Below are 16378 nucleotides of genomic sequence, written 5' to 3'. Positions count from 1 at the left end.
AAAAAATAAAGTATGTTTCCAGTATATGATGTGATAGTAGTAGGGGCGGGGCATGCAGGCTGTGAAGCCGCACATGCTGCAGCGAAGATGGGTTCAAAGGTTTTGCTTTGCACCATGAATATGAATACTATCGCTCAAATGTCATGCAACCCAGCAATGGGTGGGGTGGCAAAAGGTCAAATAGTAAGAGAGATTGACGCCCTCGGTGGAATGTCAGGAATAATTTCTGATAAATCCATGATCCAGTTTCGCATGCTTAATCGATCTAAAGGTCCTGCTATGTGGTCTCCTCGATCCCAAAATGACCGGATGAGGTTTGCTGAAGAATGGAGATTAGCCTTAGAAGCCACTCCAAATCTTGATTTTTGGCAGGAAATGATCACCGGACTGGTAGTGAAAGATAATAGGGTGGTGGGTGTAAGTACCGGAATGGGTCTGGATATTGAAGCCAAATCGGTTGTATTGACTAATGGAACCTTTCTAAACGGTATTATCCATATCGGAGAAAAGAAGTTCGGAGGCGGAAGAACAGGTGAAGCAGCGGCAAAAGGAATCACCGAGCAACTTGTAGAACTGGGTTTCGAAGCAGGTAGAATGAAGACAGGTACTCCACCAAGAGTGGATGGGAGAAGCCTAGATTATACCAAAATGGAAGTTCAGCACGGAGATGAAAATCCGGAGAAATTCTCCTTTTCGAAAGAAACCAAACCTTTGGAGAAACAGCATACCTGCTGGATAACCTATACAAATAAAGAAGTCCATGAAACCTTGGAGACAGGCTTTGACAGATCTCCAATGTTCAATGGAAGAATTCAAGGCTTAGGACCTAGGTATTGTCCATCCATTGAGGATAAAATTAACAGATTTGCAGAAAGAGAAAGACATCAGATCTTCGTGGAACCAGAGGGATGGAATACCGTGGAGATTTATGTCAATGGATTTTCAACCTCACTGCCAGAAGATGTACAGTACAATGCCCTTAGAAAAATCGCTGGGTTTGAAAACGCGAAAATGTTCAGGCCGGGTTATGCTATAGAATATGACTATTTCCCACCTACACAACTGAAGCTTACTTTAGAAACCCAGCTCATAGAAAACCTTTATTTTGCCGGGCAGATCAACGGGACTACCGGATATGAGGAAGCGGCCTGTCAAGGTCTGATGGCTGGAATCAATGCACACCATAAGGTAAGAGAGGAAGAACCCTTGTTATTAAAACGATCTGACGCCTATATAGCCGTATTAATTGATGACCTGATTAACAAAGGCACAGAGGAACCATATAGAATGTTCACCTCTAGGGCTGAGTTCAGATTGTTGCTAAGACAGGATAATGCGGATTTGCGTCTCACTGAGTTGGGTCACAAAATTGGATTGGCATCTGATGAGCGTTTGGAAAACATGCTTGATAAGAAGAATGCCACAAAAGAACTTATCAAAGCTCTCAAGGAAATGAAACTCGCACCAGAAGCAATCAATGCTGGGCTGGAAAAACAACAGACAGCAGCAATCAAGGAAAAAATAACCATTGAGAAGCTAATTAAAAGACCTCAATTGGGTTTGAGCGAATTGCGTGGCATGGATGAAGAGTTTGATAGGTTTCTAGAGGCTTTCGACATAGAAGTGATGGAGCAGGCTGAAATCCAGATAAAGTATGACAGCTACCTGGATAAGGAGCAGGCAATGGTAGAGAAATTGAACAGCATGGAAAATTTTAGGATTCCATTGAGTTTTGACTATTTGTCCATCCCAGCACTTTCAGCGGAGGGAAAACAAAAACTAAATAAAATTCGTCCTGAAACTTTGGGACAAGCTTCGAGAATTAGCGGGGTATCTCCGGCTGACTTGTCCATTTTGACAGTATATCTAGGAAGATAATCATATGTATGAAAGATTGACCAAATGCCCGCTTTGTAAAAGTGGGCATTTTAATAATGCCTTGGTGGTAAAGGACCACAGCGTATCCCAAGAATCTTTTACTATTTGCAAATGCAAAAAGTGTGAGTTGCTGTTTACCAATCCAAGGCCTGATATTCAAAACATCCAGAAATATTACGAATCGGAGGATTACATTTCCCATAAGGATTCGGCCACCAATATTACCAACCTATTATATAAACTTGTCCGCACTTATACCTTGAAACAAAAGGTGTCGTGGATAAACCAATACGCCAGCAAAAAAGGAAGGCTTCTGGATTTTGGTTGCGGAACAGGATATTTTTTAGCCCAGGCAAAAGATAACGGCTGGGAAACTGTGGGACTGGAGCCTAACTCTTCAGCAGCTAAAATTGCTAAAAGCAAGAATGGTTTGAATGTCTATTCAGACCCAGAGGATTTAGATGCAGAAAAGAAATTTGATTTTATTACGTTATTTCACGTGTTGGAACATGTCCATGATTTGCATGGGACATTGGATAAGCTGTTGGGCAAATTGAAGAAGAGGGGAGTTTTGATGTTGGCTGTCCCAAATTATACCTCTTGGGATTCAAAGGAATATGGGGAGGATTGGGCTGCTCTGGATGTGCCAAGACATTTGTACCATTTTACACAAGAAACCATGGCTTCTTTGGCCGAAACCTTTGATTTGAAAATTAAAGAGGCAATACCCATGAAATTCGATAGTTTTTATGTCTCACTTTTATCTGAGAGTCATAAAAATAAAAAGAAAAGTATTATGAATGCAATATTGAATGGCTATAAGTCTAATAATTATGCTAAAAAGAACAACAAGAATTATTCAAGCTTGCTATATATTTTGAAGAAGAAATGAAGTTAAAAAATCTGCTGTTACTGTTTATAGCAATTACTGTACTATGGGCTTGTGCCAGGGAAAGTGCACCCATGGGAGGTCCAAAAGATGAGGAGCCACCACAACTCCTAAGATCAAACCCAGAGCACGAATCTCTCAATACAAAGCCAGAGGAAATTAATCTTGAGTTTAGCGAGTTTATTAAGGTTGAAAACCCCAATAAACAAATCATTATCACGCCTAGGATCAACACCCAAGAAATGGAAGTGGTGGCATTGAAAAACAGGGTGAGAATCAAACTCAACCAGGAACTTGAGGACAGCACTACCTATGTATTCAATTTCCAGCAAAGCATAAAAGACATCACCGAAAACAATCCCGCGGCTAATCTAAAATTGGTATTTTCAACAGGAGATGAGATTGACAGTCTTAAATTTTCAGGTAGGGTTAGGCATATCTTTCCTCAAAAAGATAAGCAGATCAAGGATGTCTTGGTAGGCTTATATGACATTACTGATACCACTGACCTATTCAATGATCCTCCATATTATATAGCACAAGCAGATACTAGTGGAAGATTTGAAATCACTAATATCAAAGCGGGCACTTATAGGGCTGTGGCTTGGCAGGATGAAAACAACACCCTCAAAGTGGAGTCTAAGGTAGAGCCATACGCCTATTTCTCGGATTCAGTTGTCATTGACAGGAATGTAGAAGGGGCCAATTTCAACCTGTTCAGAGCAGATCTTTCAGCCTTTTCTATAAACAGATCAAGCCCAACGGGAACCAACTATGACGTGGTGGTAAGTAAGGCTCCGGCTGAAATCCGTTTGGAGCATCCTGATTTCAATGATAAGCTATTTTACCGCCTTTCTGAGAGGACCATTCGTCTATATCACACAGAGATAAGAGAAGACAGTACAGAGGTGAGATTGACTTTAAAAGATACCGTAGGGTTCAGCATCGATACAACTTTGTATGCAACTTTTGAGGAGAGTACCAGAAATAAAGAAAAATTGGATATAACAGTGGATAGTGGGAAGGGGTTCATAAGAAATCTGGTGGCTCAGTTGGACTTTAACAAACCTGTAGTGAACATAAATTATGACTCCCTGATGGTTCGTTATGACACAGCAAGTTATATCCCTATTCAACGCGAAAATCTGAGCTTGCTGGACAGTAGCAACTACACCAAATACATTGTTAGGGTAGCTCTACCTGATACACTCCCAGCAGGTACCTATACTTTATATGGTGCCGATTCTACCTTTCAGGATGTAGAAGGACTTTGGAATGAAAACAAAGTAGAAGCCAACTACAGAAAGATTAAATCCGACAATCTATCGGATGAAATATCAGGAGTAGTAGAATCAGATGAGTTACCTATTATCTTACAGCTACTCAACAAGCGAAACGAAATAGTGTATACCACCTATTTGACAGAAAGAAATTCATTTAGGATAACCAATATAGAAGCAGGAGACTACAAATTGAGGGCTATAATCGACAGGAACGGCAACCGAAGATGGGATCCAGGAAACTATAATGATATGAGCCAACCAGAACCAGTGTATTATTATATCAATCCGGCCAATGGAACTCGGGAATTCACCATCAGGCCTAATTGGTCAAATGTAGATCTCAACATTCCAGCAATACCAGAAACAGGTTTAGACCAAAAACCTGATACCGAGGAGGAAGGCATGGATTTTGAGATAGAAATACCGGAATTTATCATCCCGGATGAACTTTAACAAGGGATGTCGATAACTCACCCGGAAAGTGTGAATAAGTGTCGACAACTTATGGATAATACTAGAGTTATCCCCCAGTGATATTTTTCATTGGGGGATTTTTTTGGACTCTATGGATAACCACAATATTCTACACCGTAATCCACATTTTCCCCCACAGCTAATCATACACATTTAACTTTAGCGTATATTGTACACCTAAATGGGCATAAGTCTATTGATTATTGACCACTAACCAGTTACAAGTGGATAAAATGTGAATGAAGCGTGTATAGCAGGGGGATAAATGATCATACGCTTGTGGGAAACTTTATCGAAAGTATTTGTCCACAAATCCACACCTTAATAACTTTAATAGTTTTTATTTAATTAAATAAAATAGTATATATATAGAGGGGTGGATAAGTGATTTTGACATGAAACCAGCTTAGGAAGTTTTACAAAATTGAAGCTCTTTTAAATGCTCAGAAAATGGAAAAAATTTTATGGCTCGTTTTTCTTTTCAGCATAGGCACTGATTTAGCTGCCCAAGAATATCTGCATTTCACAGATATTTATGTTTCAGGTGGATATCGGAACCAACCTTACAAAGCATTGAATCAAAGATTGCAAAATGCGGGCTATCAGGATTTCGGAGAGCACGCGGGCATCGTGGGTATAGGTATCAATCATTTTAACAGCTCAAGGTGGGGCTTTTATACTGAAAGCGAACTGACCCTTCACAAAAAGAGATCGTCCAATGAGGAGGTTAATTATAGGTATCTACCGCTACACCTAACTGCCGGGGTTCAATACAAACTTTTCCAAGACCGGAGTTTTTCTCAATGGAATTATTTTCCCAGGATTGGCGTGTTTTACGGCACCACTTCCCTTGATTTATTAGCCAATAATTTGAATAGGGATTTTGATGATAATATCACCGGAGCCATGAATAGCAGCTTTCTTTACCAAAGAAATTATGGACTGAATATTAGCATTAATGCCGATAAAATCATCGGAGCATTTCTTAAGCCGACAACACAAGTCGGGATATATAGCCGATTTTCTCTGCAAGCTGGCTATATTTGGAATATCTTGAATAGCCGCACCAAACTTAGAAGGAATTTTAATCCGGATATTAGGGATGATTTTGCTATTCGAAACTCACCAACCTTTGATCCTAGTGCTTTTTATATCAAAGCCAATATCGGATTAGGAAAATTCAAAAAAACTACCAAAACTGAAAAAGAAGCGGATTATTAATTATGCGTAAATTTCTTTTTAGCCTTATCTTTTTTATTTCTCCATTCCTACTATTAGCTCAGGAGGACGTTCCGCCAGATTTTTTGGAAAAGCTTCACCTGGAAAGATCGGAAACCAGTCCATCATTGATGAATTTTTATTTTTCCATGGGTTTAGAAAACTTACTTTCGATCCAGCCTTTTACCGAAAGGTTAGAAGCTGCTGGTTTGAGTTCATTTCCTAATAGGAATTTTGTAAATGGCCTTGGTTTCAATATTCAAAATGAAAAATGGACCATGTTACAAGTGGATTTCAGCTTTGCAAACAGTAGCGACATAGGTGACATTCAAGGCATTCGCGAAAGCATATTTTATTCAAATGCTCGGATAGGGGCGGGCTACAACGTGTTGTCAGAAAGTAATCAATTTAGGTTTGAACCCGGATTGGGCTTTTTGTTTGCCAATGGACGTTACGTATTGAAATCAACTGATGAAGTCGGGAGTTTTGATGATTTTCTAAGCAATCGAAATTTCAATGAGCTAAGACTTAGCCAGAGCAGTGTTGGTCTGAATGTGAATGTTCTTATCAGTCCCAACCATTTTCACCCTGAGCCTACAAAAGGAATGTTTGATTTTTTTTCACTTGAAATAGGCAGCAACTTGCTTTTGCATCATTTTGGGGCGCAGCCTACCCTCTCAGATTATCCAAATTTTGATTTAACAAGCATATATTTCAAAGCTAGAATAAATATCATTAGTCAATGATAAAAAGTAAATATTTTTATAAGAAACTTAATTCGGTATTTTCAGTTTTTTAAGAATTTTTGTTTATTTAATAGCTCAATACCTGTTCATTACAAAATTTAATTATAACTCCTCGCTTCATATCTGATAATTATTTTAAATGGGTAAATAAAATTCTATGTTAATGGTATGCATGCATACTTTATTTTTCTTAACTTAGGTATTCTTAAACTAGCTTGAGAAAATGAAGAGAGAGGAAACAGTGGATTATCATATTAAATCTGCCTGGCATGCCATCAACCGGATGTATAACCAACGGGCTGTGCAGGATGAATTTACCACATCCATAGGGTTTGTCTTAATAAACATCAACTCAAAGGAAGGGACACCGGCCACCAAGATTGCTCCATTAATGGGATTGGAGGCCAGAAGCCTGACTAGAATGCTCAAAACCATGGAAGAAAAGGGCTTGATTGTACGTAAACCTGATTTACAAGACAAGCGATCGGTCCGGATATATTTGACCCCAGAAGGGAAAAAGAAAAAAGAGATCAGCGTCAAGACAATCAAGGAATTTAACGAGGAGGTCCAACAGGCCGTGGGAAAGGAAGAACTGGCCAGGTTTTTCAAAGTTTTTGACAAGATCAACCTCGTAGTAGAAAAAATACAGTCGTCAACTATAAACCCTCAAACAACGGTTGAAATTAGGGATTAAGTAATTAGACCTTTTTTCAGAAATCACTAAAACAATATGAAACGAACAATTAAGAAAATCGCCATTTTAGGTTCCGGCGTCATGGGATCCAGGATAGCCAGCCATTTTGCCAATATTGGCGTGGAAGTGTTGCTTTTGGATATCGTACCAAGGGAGCTTAATGAAGATGAACAGAAAAAAGGACTTAGCTTGGATGACAAGCAGGTCCGCAATCGAATTGTAAATGATGCCCTCCAGACGGCATTGAAATCAAAGCCATCACCAATTTATAACAAGGATTTTGCAAGTCGAATCTCTACCGGTAATTTTGACGATGATCTCCCAAAGATCAAAGATTATGATTGGGTGATGGAAGTTGTAGTCGAAAGACTGGATATAAAGCAGTCACTTTTTGAGAAGGTGGAACTTCACCGTAAAGCGGGAACCTTGATTACTTCTAACACTTCAGGGATTCCAATGCACATGATGTGCGAGGGTAGAAGTGAAGATTTCAAGAAGAATTTTGCAGGAACGCACTTTTTTAACCCTCCAAGGTACCTTCGATTATTGGAAATCATTCCTGCCCCGGAAACAGATCCTGCTATAATCGATTTCTTGATGGATTATGGAGACAGGTACCTGGGCAAAGAAACGGTGCTTTGTAAGGATACGCCTGCATTTATTGCTAATAGAATTGGCGTTTATGCCATCATCAGTGGTATGCATACCATAGAAAAAATGGGCTTAGGCGTGTCTGAGGTTGATAAATTGACTGGTACTATCATCGGTCGGGCCAAATCGGCGACTTTCAGAACCATGGATGTTGTGGGTTTGGATACCACGGTAAATGTGGCAAACAATCTTTACAAAACACTAGAGCACGACGAGTCTAGGGACAAGTTTAAGCTTCCCAAGATCATGGAAGTGCTCTACGAGAAAAAATGGTGGGGAGATAAGACTGGCAAAGGGTACTTCAACATGATCCGTCATAAGGATGGAACAAAAGAACTTAAAGAGATTGATTTTGATACTTTTGAATACAAAGATGTAGAAAAGCCGAAATTCAAAGCCCTCGAAGGATCCAAGGAAATTGATGATCTGAAGAAGAGGATCAAATTTCTGGTAAACTTTGATGATAAGGCGGGTGAGTTTTACAGAGCTTCTTTCTATGATCTTTTCCGTTATTGCAGCAACAGAATCCCGGAGATTTCAGATGAGCTATACAGAATCGATCAGGCAGTGACAGCCGGATTCGGTTGGGAATATGGACCATTTGAGAATTGGGATATTTTGGGTGTCAAGGATACCGTTGCTAAAATGAAAGAGGCAGGTGAGGCTCCTGCGCAGTGGGTGGATGACATGCTTGAGGCAGGCCATGAGTCATTCTACAAGGTGGAAAATGGCGTCAAGAAATATTACGACATCCCTAGCAAAACTTACAAAGCCGTACCGGGCATGGATGAGTATATCCTCTTGGATACTCTAAAATCTGCTGATAAGAAAATATGGGGCAATGCAGGTTCGACCATTTACGACATGGGCGACGATGTGATTGGACTTGAATTCCACACCAAAATGAATTCCATGGGTGCTGAAGTGATAGAAGGCATCAACACGGCAATTTCGATGGCTGAAAAGCAATACAAGGGTCTAGTGATTGGAAATGAAGGGGGGAATTTTTCGGCAGGTGCCAACCTGGCTATGCTATTTATGTTTGCCGGAGATCAGGAATTTGACGAGATCAACCTGATGATTGCGCAATTCCAAAACACCATGATGCGGGCAAGGTATTCTTCCATTCCTGTAGTGGTAGCTCCTCATAACATGGCCCTGGGCGGTGGTTGTGAACTTTCTCTACACGCAGATGCTGTGCAGGCGCATGCAGAGCTATATATGGGCTTGGTTGAAGTTGGGGTAGGGGTGATTCCTGCCGGTGGCGGTACCAAAGAAATGACGTTAAGATTTTCTGAAAGCATCAAGGATGGTGATGTAGAGCTGAACAGACTTCAGGACACCTTCATGAATATTGCTATGGCAAAAGTGTCAACTTCAGCTGAAGAGGCAAGGGGCCTTGGCTTTTTGCAAGCAAAAGATAGTATTACACTGAACAGAAAGCGTGTATTGGCAGATGCCAAGCAGAAAGTATTGGCTTTGCACCAGGCAGGATACACTCAACCCGTTCAGAAAACTAACATTCGAGTGTTAGGCAAAACCTCTCTGGCATTATTTGAAGCGGGTATTACCGGAATGAGATACGGAAAGTATATCTCTGAACATGATGCTAAGATTGCCAGAAAGCTGGCCTATGTGATGAGTGGCGGGGACCTTTCCCAACCCACCGAAGTCAGCGAGCGCTATTTGTTGGACTTGGAAAGGGAGGCCTTCTTAAGCCTTACCGGTGAAAAGAAAACCTTGGAGAGAATACATAGCATTTTGTTCAAGGGTAAGCCGCTTAGAAATTAATTGGATAGGTATCGATGTTTAAATTTTGATACTAATTATTTCAAAAACAATCACTTATAATCAGAAATAATGGAAGCATATATAGTAAATGGATATAGATCGGCTGTAGGAAAAGCCAAAAAAGGTGGTTTCAGGTTTTACCGACCAGATGACCTTGCCGCTGATGTGATTACGCATCTAGTGAGTGAAATTCCTGGATTGGATTCCAAGAGAGTTGATGATTTGATCGTAGGAAATGCCATTCCGGAGGCAGAACAGGGTATGCAGATGGGAAGAATGATATCTTTATTGGCCTTGCCACAAGAGGTACCTGGATTTATTATCAACCGATATTGCGGTTCAGGTTTAGAGGCCATAGCCTTAGCTACAGCCAAAATCAAAAACGGAATGGCGGATTGCATCATTGCCGGAGGTACAGAATCAATGTCTCTTCTACCGATGATGGGATACAAGACGGCATTGAACTGGAAAATAGCCTCTGAGAATCCCGATTATTACTTGAGTATGGGTTTGACAGCAGAGGAACTTGCTAAAGACTATGACATCACGCGTGAAGATTCAGATCAATTTGCAGTTAAATCTCATGAAAAAGCACTAGCCGCAATAGAAAGTGGCAAGTTTAAAGATGAGATTGTGCCTGTTGAGGTAGAAGAAAACTATGTGGATGAATCTGGAAAACGTAAAACCAGGAAGTTTACCGTCGATACCGATGAGGGGCCAAGAAAAGGAACCAACATGGAGGTGTTGAGCAATTTAAAGCCAGCATTTAGACAGGGGGGTCAGGTGACAGCTGGAAACAGTTCTCAGACTTCTGATGGGGCTGCTTTTGTAGTAGTTATGTCTGAGCGAATGGTAAAAGAGCTGAATTTGGAGCCAGTTGCAAGATTGGTTTCCTACAGTGTTGCCGGAGTGGAGCCGCGCATCATGGGTATTGGACCAAAAGTAGCTGTTCCGAAGGCTCTGAAGCAAGCTGGCATCACTATGAATGACATCAACTTGGTAGAGCTGAATGAGGCCTTTGCTGCGCAAGCCTTAGCTGTAATCAAATCACTTGATATGAATCCAGACATAGTGAATGTGAATGGAGGAGCGGTGGCATTGGGTCACCCGCTGGGATGTACTGGAGCTAAACTTTCGGTTCAGATCATAAATGAGCTACGTCGCCAAAATGGTAAATATGGACTTGTGACCGCTTGTGTGGGTGGTGGACAAGGTGTAGCCGGGGTAATTGAATTATTGAAATAGAAAATTAATATATTATGGAAACCATAAAAAAATCAATCAATGGGGGTGAGTTCTTGGTGAAAGATACACCTGCTCAGGACATATTTATTCCTGAGGAATTTACCGAGGAACAACGTATGATGGCGCAAGCCTGTCAGGACTTTATCGACACGGAGATAGTGCCGAAGGCTGAGGAAATCGACAGCATGAAAGATCCTCAATTGGTACCTAGCATTTTTAAGAAAGCCGGAGAGCTTGGACTTCTGGGAATCTCTGTTCCAGAGGAGTTTGGAGGGATGGGTATGAGTTTCAATACTTCCATGTTGATTGCAGATATCATAGGTGCTGCGGGGTCCTTTTCCACCACCTATGGTGCGCATACTGGGATTGGAACCCTGCCGATTTTATATTATGGCACGGAGGAGCAAAAGCAAAAGTATTTACCAAAACTTGCTACTGGAGAATGGGCGGCCTGCTATTGCTTAACAGAACCTGATGCGGGATCTGATGCCAACAGCGGCAAAACTAAAGCGGATCTTTCCGATGACGGTAAACATTATTTGCTGAATGGCCAGAAGATGTGGATTTCCAACGCGGGATTTGCGGATATTTTCATCGTGTTTGCCAAAATCGAGGATGATAAAAATCTTACTGCCTTCATTGTGGAAAAAGATTTTGGTGGAATCACCATGAATGAGGAGGAGAAAAAAATGGGTATTAAAGGATCTTCTACTCGTCAGGTGTTTTTCAACGACTGCAAGGTACCTGTTGAAAATATGCTTTCCGAAAGAGGAAACGGTTTCAAGATTGCTGTGAACATCCTTAATATAGGTCGGGTAAAATTGGGTGCTGGAGTTTTGGGAGGTTGTCGAACAGTTATTTCTCAAGCCATCAATTACTCCACCGAACGTAAGCAATTTGGCACTTCTATAAATACTTTTGGGGCTATTAAGCATAAATTGGCTGAAATGGCAGTAAGAACTTATGCTAGTGAGTCGTTGTCTTACCGAGTAGGACAGGACATCGAGGATAGAATTGCAGCCTTGGCATCTGAAGGAATGGAAGATAGCGAAGCCAAGCTGAAAGGGGTGGAGCAATTTGCTATTGAGTGTGCGATTTCGAAAGTGCATGGATCAGAGGTCTTGGATTATGTGGTGGATGAGGGTGTGCAGGTGTATGGTGGTATGGGTTATTCTGCTGATGCCCCTATGGAAAGAGCCTACAGAGATGCTAGAATCTCCAGAATCTATGAAGGGACCAATGAGATCAACCGAATGTTGATGGTGGGCATGGTGCTAAAGAGAGCCATGAAAGGCGAGGTTAACATTTATGAGCCAGCGATGGCAGTGAGCAAGGAATTGACTTCTGTGCCGTCATTTGATTCAGTAGATACATCTGAACTTTTTGCGGCAGAAAAAGAAGTGTTGAAAAAGTTGAAGAAAGTATTTTTAATGGTTGGAGGAAAGGCTGCCATGACGCTTCAGGATAAGATCGAAACCGAGCAAGAGATCATGATGAACCTTGCTGATGTGATGATTGAACTTTACGCTGTGGAATCAACCCTTTTGAGAACCGAAAAGCTGGTAAGTCTTAAAGGTGAAGAAAATTGCAAGCATCAGATCGCTATGACAAAGGTATACATGTCTCAGGCTGCTGATAAGATTAATGCTGCTGCCAAGGAGGCAATAGGTTCCTTCACATCAGGAGATGAGCAAAAGGTGATGCTTATGGGATTGAAGCGGTTTACCAAAATGGACCTGGAGGATACTAAAACCTTGCGAAGGGAAATTGCTGATTATATGGTAGAAAAAGGTAAATATCCCTTCTCTTAAAACAGAAATTAAAGCCCTCCAATGGAGGGCTTTAATTTTTTTACCCCAATTATAACCATATAATTATCAGGAAAGTCACCCTTCTAGGTAATACTTACTATACATTTACAATTAACTGCAGTTTATTTCATTTTATCCAATCTTATTATTTACCTTTAAGGTTCAAAAATTATTACCCTATACATGATAAATCTAAATAATTGTGATAAAGAGCCAATTCACCTTCTCGGAAAGCTGCAGAGAAACGGTCATTTAATTGCCGTTGAGGTGGATACTCTTAAGGTCGCATTTGTGAGTGAGGGCATTGATGAATCCCTCGACATGTCTGTAGAGGAAATTTTTAAATTGGATATTGGTAACACGTTTGGTCCAAGGTTTCTCGAAGATGTGAAGCAATACTCGACCACTACAAAAAATTACCAAATTGTAAAAGAGCTGATAAATAGAGGCAATTCTTTCTTTAAAGCAATTCTATCCAAATCCAACGGATATCTATTAATCGAACTTGAAGACATTACTAATCTTCAAAAGTACAATGCCTTGGCTAATGAGGGACTCAGCTTTATAGATGAAGCAAGTCAAGTATTTGATTCTGTCAATGATGAAATCAAAATGGCTAATAACGCAGCTTCATTGCTGAGAGGTTATACAGGATTTGACCGGGTGATGGTCTACAAATTTAATGATGCAGGTGACGGAAAGGTAATTGCGGAAGACAAAAAATTTGGTCTTGAGCCTTTTTTAGGGCTTCAATATCCAGCTAGTGATATACCCAAACAGGCCAGGTTGCTATATTTAAAAAATAAGGTACGAGCCATCTATGATGTTGATGATGAAGGAAAGGAAATTTTCAGTTTGGATGGTTCCTATGCATTAGAAAGGCTGGATCTAAGTTATTCTGTATTTCGCAGTGTAAGTCCTATTCACCTGCAATATTTGAGAAATATGGGAGTCAAATCAACTCATGGCATATCTTTGATCATCAATAAGAAATTATGGGGAATGTTGCTCTGTCATGACCATTCCCAAACAAAATTTCTTTCTATTGAGCAGCGTTTGACAACCCAGTTTTTTGGAGATATTATTTCTAATAAAATCGCATTGCTCAATTCCAACAGGAAAAATCTGGAATTTGAAAAGCTCAACAATATTGTCAACTCCCTGAAATTTACTACACATGACGATCTGGGTATTGCGATCCAGACTCATTGGGATGATATTGCTAATCTGATCAATTGTGATGGTTATTTTTTAAAGTCACCTTTGGGTAACTATCAAGCCGGGGATTTTATAAGTGAAAAACAGATAGAGGTATTAGGTTTGGCTATGGAATATAACCAAAATCAAGTGTATACCAGTAATTCCCTTTCAAACGAGGGAATGAATAATGAGGAGGGTGCCTTCCCCTATTCTGGCTTTCTTCGACTTACTATCTCGGAGGAAAATCAAGAGTATGTATATTTTTTCCGAAAAGAAAAGAAGAAGAGAATCAACTGGGCGGGCAATCCCAACAAACCGGTTTTGATAGAGGAAAATGGCTCAGAAGTTCTTACCCCAAGAAAATCATTTGCAAAATGGGAACAATTGGTGGAAGGCCAATCGGAGGATTGGTCTGTGGAGGATATAGAATACACCAATATTTTAAGAGACGCCTTTATTACATTTGAAATAGAGCATCTTAAGCAAGTGTACTCCAGGGCCCCAGAGGTGGAGGAGGCAACTGAACATTATAGAAACCTGCTTTTCGATAGAAACAAGGAATTGAATAAGCTGAATACTTTGCTGAAAAAGGAACTGGAAGAAAAGACCAAGTCTCAAAATAACCTGCGGATTGCCAAAGAAGCCGCAGAGCAAATGAATAAGATTCACACAGAGTTTCCTTCAACCCTAAGCCATGAGATGCGTACACCATTAAATGGGATTATGGGACTTTCACTGATGATTCAGGAGAAATCTATTTCTCCAGAGCTGAAGGAATTTGCCAGTATGCAGATTGAGACTACCAAAAGGATGACTAAAACCTTGAATAGGGTCTTGGAACTGGCAAAAATTCAGAGTGAGGGAACTAAACCAGTGCTAGATGCCTTTGATTTAAATATTTTCCTAAATGAGGTAACCAAGCCTTTCAAAGAAACAGCTGCCAAGAAAAAGCAAAAGCTGCTTCTGATCAACCATGAGGAAAGTAAGCAATTGATTTCCGACAGGATCTTGCTTGAGCAAATTATTTCTAATTTGATAACCAATGCGATTAAATTCACTCCTGAAAATGGGGTGATACAATTAAATATCAAATTGGTTAGTAAAAATTTGAAAGAAATTTTAGAAATTGCAGTCGAAGACAACGGTATAGGAATTTGGGAAGAAAATTTAGAAAAAATCTTCGAACCATTCTTTAAAGAGGGAGAAATTACCAAGCATTCGGATAACAGTTCTGGTTTAGGATTGTTCTTGGTAAAGAAATACACGGAATATCTCAACGGAACGATCCGCGTAGAAAGTGAAAAAGGAGTGGGAACCATGTTTCTCCTTCAGATACCGGTCATCAAAGCATAACAATAGGTTTTAATCAAGAGTATATGAAAATTCTGTATATCGAGGATAATAATATTAACAGGATGATTTTCGAGACGCTTTTGTCTCCCAAGGCCGACATCGCTTGTGCAGAAAATGGTCCGGCCGGACTAGAAATGGCTGCCAAGGATTGCTATGAAATGATTGTCATAGATCTCAATCTCAACGATCCCAAAATGGATGGATTTGATGTCTTGAAGACCCTAAGAGAAAATGGATATTGCAAAAAATGCAGCTCCTCAAAACTATTTGCCTTGACTTCTTATGCCGGTGACGAATGGGAAAAGAAGTGTATTGAGGCAGGTTTCGATGGCTACTTTAACAAGCCGTTGGATCCTAACATCATTCTTGAAAATTATAATGGTAACTGAAACCCTTAAAGAGTCAACCAAAAAACTTCATTCCCTCACCGAAAAAGCACTAAATTCCAAACAGATTTTCCAAAAATCATTCGATTTAGAAGCTTATATCCAGATACTAAAGCAACTTTACAGCGCCCATCAGCTTATAGAAAGTAAGTTGATGGAAGAAAACAGCCCTATTTTCACAAATCTGATCGACAAGCATTATAGAATGAGGTTAGATTTGCTTGAAAATGATTTGCACAACCTTTCTAGTGATATTCCTACGGATTCTCAAGTAGAGTTTGGTTTGGAAAATATCTTCCAGGCACTTGGGGCACTTTATGTGCTGAAAGGTTCGACTTTAGGAGGAAAATTCATTTACAGCCATCTCAAGAAAATCTCTCACAACTGGGACAAAACTTCCCTTGAATTTTACGGATTCGAACATGATGTAGTGATGGAAAAGTGGAAACACTTTACACAGGATCTAAATGCATTGCCCTTGACCTCTGAGGAGGAAAAGCAAATGGTGATAGGTGCGGAGAAAGCCTTTACTACATTTATCGAAGTCAGCGAGGAATTTTCCCAAGCCTAATAATCCTCATTCCTGACCACTTTAAATTCACCGTTATCCTTCGTAGCCACCAAATGGATCGCCAGCTCGAAAAGGTGTGCCTCTGATCATAAAAGTTAGTTAAATTAATTATCACAAAAAAAGCTATATCTATAAGAAATAGCTTTTTTTTTTAAATAAAACCAACTTGATATTCGGTATTTTAGTAA

Annotated in this window: 12 protein-coding genes; all 12 read left to right on the top strand. The window is 40.1% G+C overall.

The window, feature by feature from the left end:
• Window positions 1-12 precede the first annotated feature (12 nt).
• The 12 genes from mnmG to FPL27_RS00740 all read left to right on the top strand — a co-directional run bounded on the left by mnmG (window position 13) and on the right by FPL27_RS00740 (window position 16190).
• The gene (gene mnmG, locus FPL27_RS00795) at window positions 13-1878 is read left to right on the top strand and encodes a tRNA uridine-5-carboxymethylaminomethyl(34) synthesis enzyme MnmG (RefSeq protein WP_143959276.1); all 1866 of its coding nucleotides are present in this window, start codon (window positions 13-15) and stop codon (window positions 1876-1878) included.
• 4 nt (window positions 1879-1882) lie between these two features.
• Window positions 1883-2770, top strand: coding sequence for a class I SAM-dependent methyltransferase (locus tag FPL27_RS00790; protein ID WP_143959275.1), 888 nt, complete (start codon window positions 1883-1885; stop codon window positions 2768-2770).
• Window positions 2767-4503: an Ig-like domain-containing protein gene (locus FPL27_RS00785; RefSeq protein ID WP_143959274.1), complete on the top strand. Its 1737-nt coding sequence runs from the start codon at window positions 2767-2769 to the stop codon at window positions 4501-4503. Before FPL27_RS00790 ends, FPL27_RS00785 begins: the two co-directional genes overlap by 4 nt.
• 471 nt (window positions 4504-4974) lie before the next feature.
• Window positions 4975-5745 (top strand): hypothetical protein, encoded by a 771-nt coding sequence (locus FPL27_RS00780; protein WP_143959273.1) that lies wholly within the window; start codon window positions 4975-4977, stop codon window positions 5743-5745.
• Window positions 5746-5747: 2 nt separating this feature from the next.
• Window positions 5748-6488, top strand: a complete 741-nt coding sequence (locus FPL27_RS00775; protein WP_143959272.1) for a hypothetical protein — start codon at window positions 5748-5750, stop codon at window positions 6486-6488.
• A gap of 223 nt (window positions 6489-6711) precedes the next feature.
• Window positions 6712-7182: a MarR family winged helix-turn-helix transcriptional regulator gene (locus FPL27_RS00770; RefSeq protein ID WP_143959271.1), complete on the top strand. Its 471-nt coding sequence runs from the start codon at window positions 6712-6714 to the stop codon at window positions 7180-7182.
• A gap of 36 nt (window positions 7183-7218) precedes the next feature.
• The gene (locus tag FPL27_RS00765; protein ID WP_143959270.1) at window positions 7219-9624 is read left to right on the top strand and encodes a 3-hydroxyacyl-CoA dehydrogenase/enoyl-CoA hydratase family protein; all 2406 of its coding nucleotides are present in this window, start codon (window positions 7219-7221) and stop codon (window positions 9622-9624) included.
• A gap of 69 nt (window positions 9625-9693) precedes the next feature.
• Complete coding sequence (locus FPL27_RS00760) at window positions 9694-10869, top strand: acetyl-CoA C-acyltransferase (protein WP_143959269.1); 1176 nt, start codon at window positions 9694-9696, stop codon at window positions 10867-10869.
• Window positions 10870-10883: 14 nt separating this feature from the next.
• Window positions 10884-12680 carry an acyl-CoA dehydrogenase family protein gene (locus FPL27_RS00755; RefSeq protein WP_143959268.1) on the top strand — a complete coding sequence of 599 codons (1797 nt, stop codon included), beginning with the start codon at window positions 10884-10886 and terminating at the stop codon, window positions 12678-12680.
• Window positions 12681-12863: 183 nt separating this feature from the next.
• Window positions 12864-15233 (top strand): ATP-binding protein, encoded by a 2370-nt coding sequence (locus FPL27_RS00750; RefSeq protein ID WP_143959267.1) that lies wholly within the window; start codon window positions 12864-12866, stop codon window positions 15231-15233.
• A gap of 23 nt (window positions 15234-15256) precedes the next feature.
• On the top strand, window positions 15257-15622 hold the full coding sequence (locus tag FPL27_RS00745; RefSeq protein ID WP_143959266.1) for a response regulator: 366 nt from the start codon (window positions 15257-15259) through the stop codon (window positions 15620-15622).
• Window positions 15612-16190 carry a biliverdin-producing heme oxygenase gene (locus tag FPL27_RS00740; protein ID WP_185974258.1) on the top strand — a complete coding sequence of 193 codons (579 nt, stop codon included), beginning with the start codon at window positions 15612-15614 and terminating at the stop codon, window positions 16188-16190. The genes FPL27_RS00745 and FPL27_RS00740 overlap by 11 nt, the downstream gene beginning before the upstream one ends.
• Window positions 16191-16378: the final 188 nt, after the last annotated feature.

Origin of the sequence: Litoribacter populi, assembly GCF_007483685.1 — a bacterium.
Classification (GTDB): Bacteria; Bacteroidota; Bacteroidia; order Cytophagales; family Cyclobacteriaceae; genus Litoribacter; species Litoribacter populi.
This window is presented reverse-complemented; position numbering and strand designations above follow the sequence as displayed.